The organism is Streptomyces sp. UNOC14_S4, assembly GCF_020740835.1.
In the GTDB taxonomy this organism is placed as follows: Bacteria; Actinomycetota; Actinomycetes; order Streptomycetales; family Streptomycetaceae; genus Streptomyces.
Genome location: NZ_JAINFC010000415.1, coordinates 1 through 6898 on the forward strand (window position 1 = coordinate 1; position 6898 = coordinate 6898).

A 6898-nucleotide genomic window follows, 5' to 3' on the forward strand; every position below is an offset into this window, starting at 1 on the left:
GGGCGGCGGCGTGTTCGTCAGCTGCGCGAGCAGGTCGAGCGGCGCGGCGGGCTGCGGCGGTGCCTCGGGGTGCTCGGCCTTGGCGGCCGGCTCGGCGTCGGCGGCCTTGGCATCCGCCTTGGTAGCCGCCGCGGCCTTGCCCGCCGTGTCCGTCTTGCCCGCGACGGCCTTGTCCGTGTCCTTGGTGTCCTTGGCCCCGGCCCCGGCCTTGGGCGCCGCCTTCGGCGTGCCCGTGGGCGGGGTGACCGTGACGGGGACGGTCGGCTTGCCCTTGGGCTTCGCGGGCTCGCCGTCCAGCGACTTCAGCGGCACGAACTGGCTGGTCCGCTCGGAGTCGGACTCGGCGGGGGCCTTGGCCTTGCCGGAGTCCTTCTCGGGGGCCTTCGGCGCCTTCATGAGCGCGGTGGGCTGATCGTCGGAGGAGCCCTTGCCGTCGCCCTTGGCCTCGGCCTTGACGGCTCCGAAGACAGCGGTGGGCTGATCGGCGGCCGGCTTCTTGGCGGCGTCCTTCTCGGAGGCGTCCTTCTCGGCGCTGTCGGCCTTCGGCTTCACGGCACCGAACACAGCCGTCGGCTGATCGGCGGCGGCAGGCTTCTTCTCGCCGTCCTTCTTCGGGGCGTCGGCGGACTTGTCGTCCGCGCCCTCGGTGCCGGCGTCGCCCTTGGCCTCGGCGGCGCTGCCGGCCTCGTCATCGTCGGCCCGCGCCCAGGAGGGCTTGTCGGCGCCGTCGGTCTTCGGCTTCACCGCGCCGAAGACGGCGGTGGGACGGTCGGCGGCAGGCTTCGCGGCACCGTCCTTCTCGGCGCCGTCGACGTCCTTGCCGTCGGTGGCGGGCTTGGCGGAGCCGTTCGCGGGCTTGGCACCGGCCTCGCCCTTGTCCTTGACCTTCACCGCGCCGAAAACGGCGGTCGGCTGATCGGCGGCGGGCTTCTCGGCGGCGCCGGAACCATTGGCGGCAGGCTTCGGCTCGGCGGCGGCGTCACTGTCGCCGTCACCGTTCACGGTGGCCTCGCCGTCACCGTCCGCCTCCGGCTGCACCGCACGGAACACGGCCGTGGCCCGGTCGGCGGCGGGCTTCGCAGCGCCGTTCGCAGGCTTGGCAGCGCCCTCGGACTTCTCCGCGTCCTCGGCGGTGCCCTCGGAGTCCTCGTCCTTCGCCTTCACGGCGGTGGCGGTCTCCTTGACGGAGGCGTCCCCGCCCTCGGCAACGGCGGCAGCAGCGGCCTTCGGCTTCACCGCGCCGAACACAGCGGTCGGCCGATCGGCCACGGCCTTCTCACCGGCGCCCGACGGCTCGCCCTTCTCCTTCGGGTCGCCCTTGGAGTCCTTGCCGCCCTTATCGGCGGCATCCACATCCGCGTCCACGCCGGACTCCGGCCGAGGCTTTTCCGACTCTTCCGGCTCCACCCGCTCTTCCCGTTCCCGGAAAACCTCCAGCCGAGGATCGCGCTCGCTGCCAGTCGTCTCCCCCGACGACTTCCGCTGCTCCGACTTGCCGGGGGACTCGCCCGCCACCGATGCCTCCTCGAATTCCCACGCCATACCCGCCGCGAGACGCCCAGCGCCCCACTGCCGAACCTTCACATCGCTTACCAGTGTCCTTTGTCGTCGCCACGCCACCGCGCAACCGCACCGTCAAAGGGCTTCGACTGGCCTCACCCACGTGCTAGACGAGACGACATACCTACCGGTTCCCGCCCGAAGCCACCACGCACTCTCGACAGACCAATGTGAGAGGGGTCACCCTGTCACTCATCCACGCGGGGAGGCATGGATGGGCAGGAGCCGCAGAACAATTCCGGAGGAGCTTCTGCTGCTCGCCCTGGACCCGGCCACGGGTACCACGGCGCAGCCGCAGTCGCTCGATCTGGGTCTTGCCGGGGCACAGCTCGTGGAGCTGGCGCTGGCAGGACGGATAGCCCCTGACGGGGATCGTATCGCCGTGGTGATGCCACGGCCCACAGGAGATCCGACGCTGGACTCCGCGCTGGAACTGCTGCGCCGTCGCGGCAGCCCGGTCCGCGCGGTCCACTGGATCGGCGGGCCCCGGCTGGGGCTGCGCCAGACGTACCTCACGCACCTGGAGCGGTGCGGCATGGTGCATGCCGTGGCGGGCCAGATGTGCGGGGTACTGCCGACGACGCGCTACCAGGCGACGGACACGGCCATCAGCCGGGAGATCAGGGCCCGGCTGGACAGCGCGATCCGCACCGGCGTCCCGCCGGACCCGCGGACCGCGGCACTGGCCGCGCTGGCCCACGCCGTGGGCCTCGGCAAGCACCTCTACCCGGGCAACGAGGGGCGGTCGTCCCGCTCCCGTCTCCGGGATCTGATCCGGCACGACCCGATGGGCGGGCTCGTGGCGCACGCTGTCATGGACGTGCAGAACGGCGTGGCGGCGCAGCCGCGGCGGGCACCGGCCGCGGCCGGTGGCGGAGCGGGGCGCCGCGGGGCGTCCGTCCGGTCCGGCGTGGCGCCTTCCGAGGCCCCCGCCCCCGAGAGGCAAGTGACGCGCGGGGCGGCCGTCATGGCCCGCGCGGGCGTTTCCTGAACAACAGCCGAACCGGTCCCCCAGCCGGTGAAGGCGAATCGTTAAGCCGGCCGACGAGCCGCCGGACACCCGTCACCACGGCGAACCGCGGCGACACCGTGGTGATACCGCGGTCATTCCGTCGACGGTTTCCGCACCACCCGTAACACCCCCGGCACCACCCTCGTTACGACCCTCAGCACCACCCTCAGCACCCACTCCAGAGCACACCCACCGCTCCGTTCGGCTTCACAGGCCGCACCGCGGTCCTCCGGACCGGTACGGGGCCGCGGAGTCGCGCGGGGTGGCGAGCCCTCCGCCCGGGATGGCGGCGCGGCCCGCCGCCCCGCGCGCGCGTCTGCCGCACCGCCGTGCCGTCGCACGTCAAAGCCCTTGCAGCGGGCCGTCACCGGGGGACTCGGTGTCGGCGTTTTCCAGCGCCGCCCCGGCCGGTGGTGGCAGGCTGCGAGGTCAGGAGAGAGAGCATGACGGAGCCGGAGGTGCGTCCCGTGGCGTCCAGTGTCAACCCCACCGTAAGGCGACGCCGCTTGGGGCAGGAGCTGCGCAAGCTCCGCGAACTCAAGGGCATGACCGCCGAGGAAGTGGCCGAACGGCTACTGGTGTCGCAGTCGAAGATCAGCAGGCTGGAGAACGGCCGCCGCAGCATCAGCCAGCGCGACGTCCGCGACCTGTGCGGGGTGTACGGGGTCGAGGACCACCGCATCGTCGACTCGCTGATGCAGATGGCCAAGGAGTCGCGCCAGCAGGGCTGGTGGCACGCCTTCGGCGACATCCCCTACAGCGTCTACATCGGCCTGGAGACCGACGCCGCGTCCCTGCGGGCCTACGAGGCGTCGCTGGTGCCGGGGCTGCTCCAGACCCCCAACTACGCGAGCGCCGCCATCGAGGGCTCCTGGCCGGAGGCCACGGCGGCCGAGATCGAGCGCCGCGTCCAGGTGCGGATGCGGCGGCAGGAGCGCATCACCGACCCGGACAACCCGCTGCGCCTGTGGGCCGTCATCGACGAGTCCGCGCTGCGCCGCATCGTGGGCAACCGCGGCATCATGCAGGAACAGATGCGCAAACTGATCGAGTTCAGCCTGGAGCCGCACATCACGGTGCAGGTGCTGCCGTACGACGTGGGCGCGCATCCCGGGATGTACGGGAAGTTCTGCATCCTCGAGTTCAACGATCCGCAGGACGCCAGCACGGTCTATCTCGAGGGGATCACCAGCGACCTGTACCTGGAGAAGCCGAATGATGTCCAGACCTACAGCGTGATGTATGAGCATTTGCGGATGCAGGCCCTCAATGCGGAACACTCACGGCAGTTCATCGAGCGCGTCGGCGAAGAGTGGGGACGCTCCCCCGCGTAGCCGCGAAAGGCCCCCGGAGATGGGGTACCGCCGAGAAGCGCGGCACCGTACACCGACAGCAGGCATTAAGGGAAGGCTTATTTGAGAGATTGCATCCGGTCGAGTGAACAGGCCGTTCATCAGGTGATGTTGGCGCGTACCGTCGAAGGGAAATCGGAAGTCGAGGGGGAACGAGAGAAACCCTTGGTCCCCCGCCTGCGGGGTGCCCCCTCACAAGGCTTGGGAGCAATTATGGCGATCCAGCAGGGAAACTCCACTTGGCGCAAGTCCACGCACTCGCTGGCCCACGGCGACTGCGTGGAGGTGGCCTCCCCCCTTCACCTGACCATCGCGATCCGCGACTCCAAGGACGTCGAGCGCCCCGGCCTGAGCGTCGTGCCGGACGCCTGGTCCTCGTTCGTGACGACCGTTACCGCCGACGCGTCCGTCCTCTGATGTGACCCGGACCGGATACGAACGCCGGGTGGGCCGGTATCGGCCCACCCGGCGTTCGTGCGTCCGTGTCTTCACGGGCCTATCGCGGATAACGGGCCAGCCAGGCCGCGGCGGGCGCGCCCGGGCTGTGCAGGGCGGCCCCCTGGGTCAGCTCCATCGCGAAGTCGTCCGCCAACTCCAGGATCGTGCCCCGGCCTTCGAGCTCCGCGACCCAGCCCGCGGGCAGCGCCGTCTCCCCGTGCAGCGCCCCCAGCAGGTTCCCGCAGATGGAGCCGGTGGAGTCCGAGTCACCGCCGTGGTTGACCGCGAGCAGCAGCCCGTGGCGTACGTCCTCGGCGACCAGCGCGCAGTAGAGACCCATGGCCAGCGCCTCCTCCGCCACCCAGCCCTCGCCGAGCGAGGCCACCCGCTCGGGCGTGGGCAGCCCCTGGCGCACCGCGCCCAGCGCCTGCTGGAGCGCGTGAGTGGTCTCCTCATGGCCCCGGTGGCCCGCCAGCACGGCCAGCGCCCGCTGCACCGCGCCGTCCAGTCCCTCCCCGCGGGCGGCCCCGTGCACGATGACGGCGAAGGCGCCCGCCGCCAGACAGCCCGACGGGTGGCCGTGCGTCTGCGCGGCGCACTCCGCGGCCAGCTGGAAGACGAGCTGCGGCTCCCAGCCCACGAGCAGCCCGAACGGCGCGGAGCGCATCACCGCGCCGCAGCCCTTGGAGCCGGGGTTCTTGGGCGCCTCCAGGGTGCCCATGGTGGTGTCGGCGAGGCCCGAGAGACAGGCGTTGCCGGGGGCCCTGCGGGCGTACAGCCACTCCTCACGCGCCAGCCAGCCCGCGTCGGGCTCGCGCTCGTCCGGACCCCAGTCGCGCTGGGTGGCCGCCCAGCGCAGATAGGCGCGGTGGATGTCGGTGGGCGGGTGCCAGGCGCCGGTGTCCCGGCGCACATGGGCCCGTATCAGCCCCTCCATGGTGAAGAGCGTCATCTGGGTGTCATCGGTGACCGCGCCGCGCCGCCCGTACGCGGGCACGTAGTCGGTGACGCCCTCCGCGCCGTGGGCGGCGCGGATCGCGGCGAGCGAGTCGAACTCGATGCCCGCGCCGAGCGCGTCACCGATCGCCCCGCCGAGCAGGCAGCCGCGCACCCGGGCGCGGAAGTCCTGCTGCTCGGCCCGGCTCCACAGCGCGGGGGTCGCGCCGGTGGTCGTGGTCACGTCGTGCCCTCCTGGCGTCGCTTCACTTCGGATGTCCTGTGTCCTGACAGGCCCAGCACTCTATGTGCCCGTCCGCGCCACGGCTCAGCCCTTGACCGGCCGTACCGTTCCCATGATCCGGTCGATCTCGCTCTCCGGGAGCGCGTCGGGAACGCCCTGGTCCGCGTAGATGACCCAGCTGTGGAACTTCCCGTCGGGCAGCTTCTCCACAATGCTCTTGACGATGGCCGTGGCCGGAACGCACGGGCTCGGGCGGCTGGTGACGCCGACCTTGGCGGTGGCCGTCCAGCCGTCGATGCCGTTGTGCTTCCACGGCTTGGCCTCGGACACATCGATCTTCGGCTTGTGGCCCTTGCCGCCATAGGCGAAGAAGCCCCAGTTGCCCGCCCAGTTCCGGGCGTTCTCCTGAATGCTCAGCGAGGTGTCGCCGCCCATCGTGCCGACCGTGGCGAGCTGCCCCTTGCCCGCCTCGCCGAGCGCGTTGGGGTTGGCACTGGAGGAACAGCCGCCCTCGCGGAAGTGGGCGGGGTCCCGCATGGTGATCTCCGGCTTGCCCGCCTCGTCGACGTACGAGGTCATGGTGTCGCGCGGCAGCAGGCTCCAGTGCTCGGCCTTGCCGGGGACGTCGTACTGGAAGCGGTACTCGTGAGCGGTCTGCGTCTGCCAGCCGGCGGGCGTGACGGCCTTCCCGCCGTCCTGGCCGGACGGGCCGGACCCGTCCGGCTGCCCACCACCGGGCACGGCGGCCTGCTGACCCGACTTCGTGTCACCGCCCTTCGCCTCGTCGCCCTTCTTCCCGTCGTCCTTGAGCAGGAAGAACGCGCCTCCGCCGATGACGGCCAGCGCCACGACACCGCCGACGACGGCGAGAAGCGTCCTGTTCTTCTTCGGCGGAGCCGGGGCGGGCGGCACCGGAGGAGGAGGAGTGACGACCGGCTGGGCGAAGACCGTCGCCTGCGAGTGGATCGCCGGCTGGTCCACAGCCGTGGCCTCCGGCGGAGTCCCCCACGCGGGGGCGGCCCCGAACCCGCCGTGGCCCCCCTGAGGCTGCGGGGGCTGCTGAGATGGGTGGGGCTGCTGAGGATTCTGAGGCCAAGACATGCCGGTCACCTTATGTGTCACCGTGTCGCGACCTGATCGCCGCCATTCAACAACTCCGCAACCAACCGCCTGCGGCGGGCTGAGCCGCGTCCTGGGTACCTCTTGGTGTACGGCGCGCCCGGGGCGCCTGTCGGCGACGGTCGAACTCTGACCCTTTGACGGCGTGTCAATACTGACCCATTTGTGGATCTTCATCTCATTCTGGCCTTGCTGATCAAGGTCAGGAGGAAAGGGTGATCCTCGTGGAAGACTGGG

5 protein-coding genes and 1 pseudogene are annotated in these 6898 nt (G+C 71.2%); 3 read left to right on the top strand and 3 right to left on the bottom strand.

Annotated features, from left to right (window positions below):
• Positions 1-1542 (bottom strand): annotated as a pseudogene (locus K6I34_RS28150) (hypothetical protein); the annotation flags it as partial.
• A 232-nt stretch (positions 1543-1774) separates the two neighbouring features.
• Here K6I34_RS28150 and K6I34_RS28155 point away from each other — a divergent pair.
• From K6I34_RS28155 to K6I34_RS28165, 3 genes are all read left to right on the top strand, one after another.
• Positions 1775-2551 carry a GPP34 family phosphoprotein gene (locus K6I34_RS28155; protein ID WP_229330034.1) on the top strand — a complete coding sequence of 259 codons (777 nt, stop codon included), beginning with the start codon at positions 1775-1777 and terminating at the stop codon, positions 2549-2551.
• A gap of 488 nt (positions 2552-3039) precedes the next feature.
• Positions 3040-3906 carry a helix-turn-helix transcriptional regulator gene (locus tag K6I34_RS28160; RefSeq protein ID WP_229330042.1) on the top strand — a complete coding sequence of 289 codons (867 nt, stop codon included), beginning with the start codon at positions 3040-3042 and terminating at the stop codon, positions 3904-3906.
• Positions 3907-4137: 231 nt separating this feature from the next.
• Positions 4138-4341, top strand: coding sequence for a DUF397 domain-containing protein (locus K6I34_RS28165; RefSeq protein WP_229330036.1), 204 nt, complete (start codon positions 4138-4140; stop codon positions 4339-4341).
• Positions 4342-4420: 79 nt separating this feature from the next.
• On the opposite strand, the gene K6I34_RS28170 is transcribed toward K6I34_RS28165, so the two are convergent.
• On the bottom strand, positions 4421-5542 hold the full coding sequence (locus K6I34_RS28170) for an ADP-ribosylglycohydrolase family protein (protein WP_229330038.1): 1122 nt from the start codon (positions 5540-5542) through the stop codon (positions 4421-4423).
• Positions 5543-5626: 84 nt separating this feature from the next.
• Positions 5627-6523, bottom strand: a complete 897-nt coding sequence (locus K6I34_RS28175; RefSeq protein ID WP_229330040.1) for a hypothetical protein — start codon at positions 6521-6523, stop codon at positions 5627-5629.
• Positions 6524-6898: the final 375 nt, after the last annotated feature.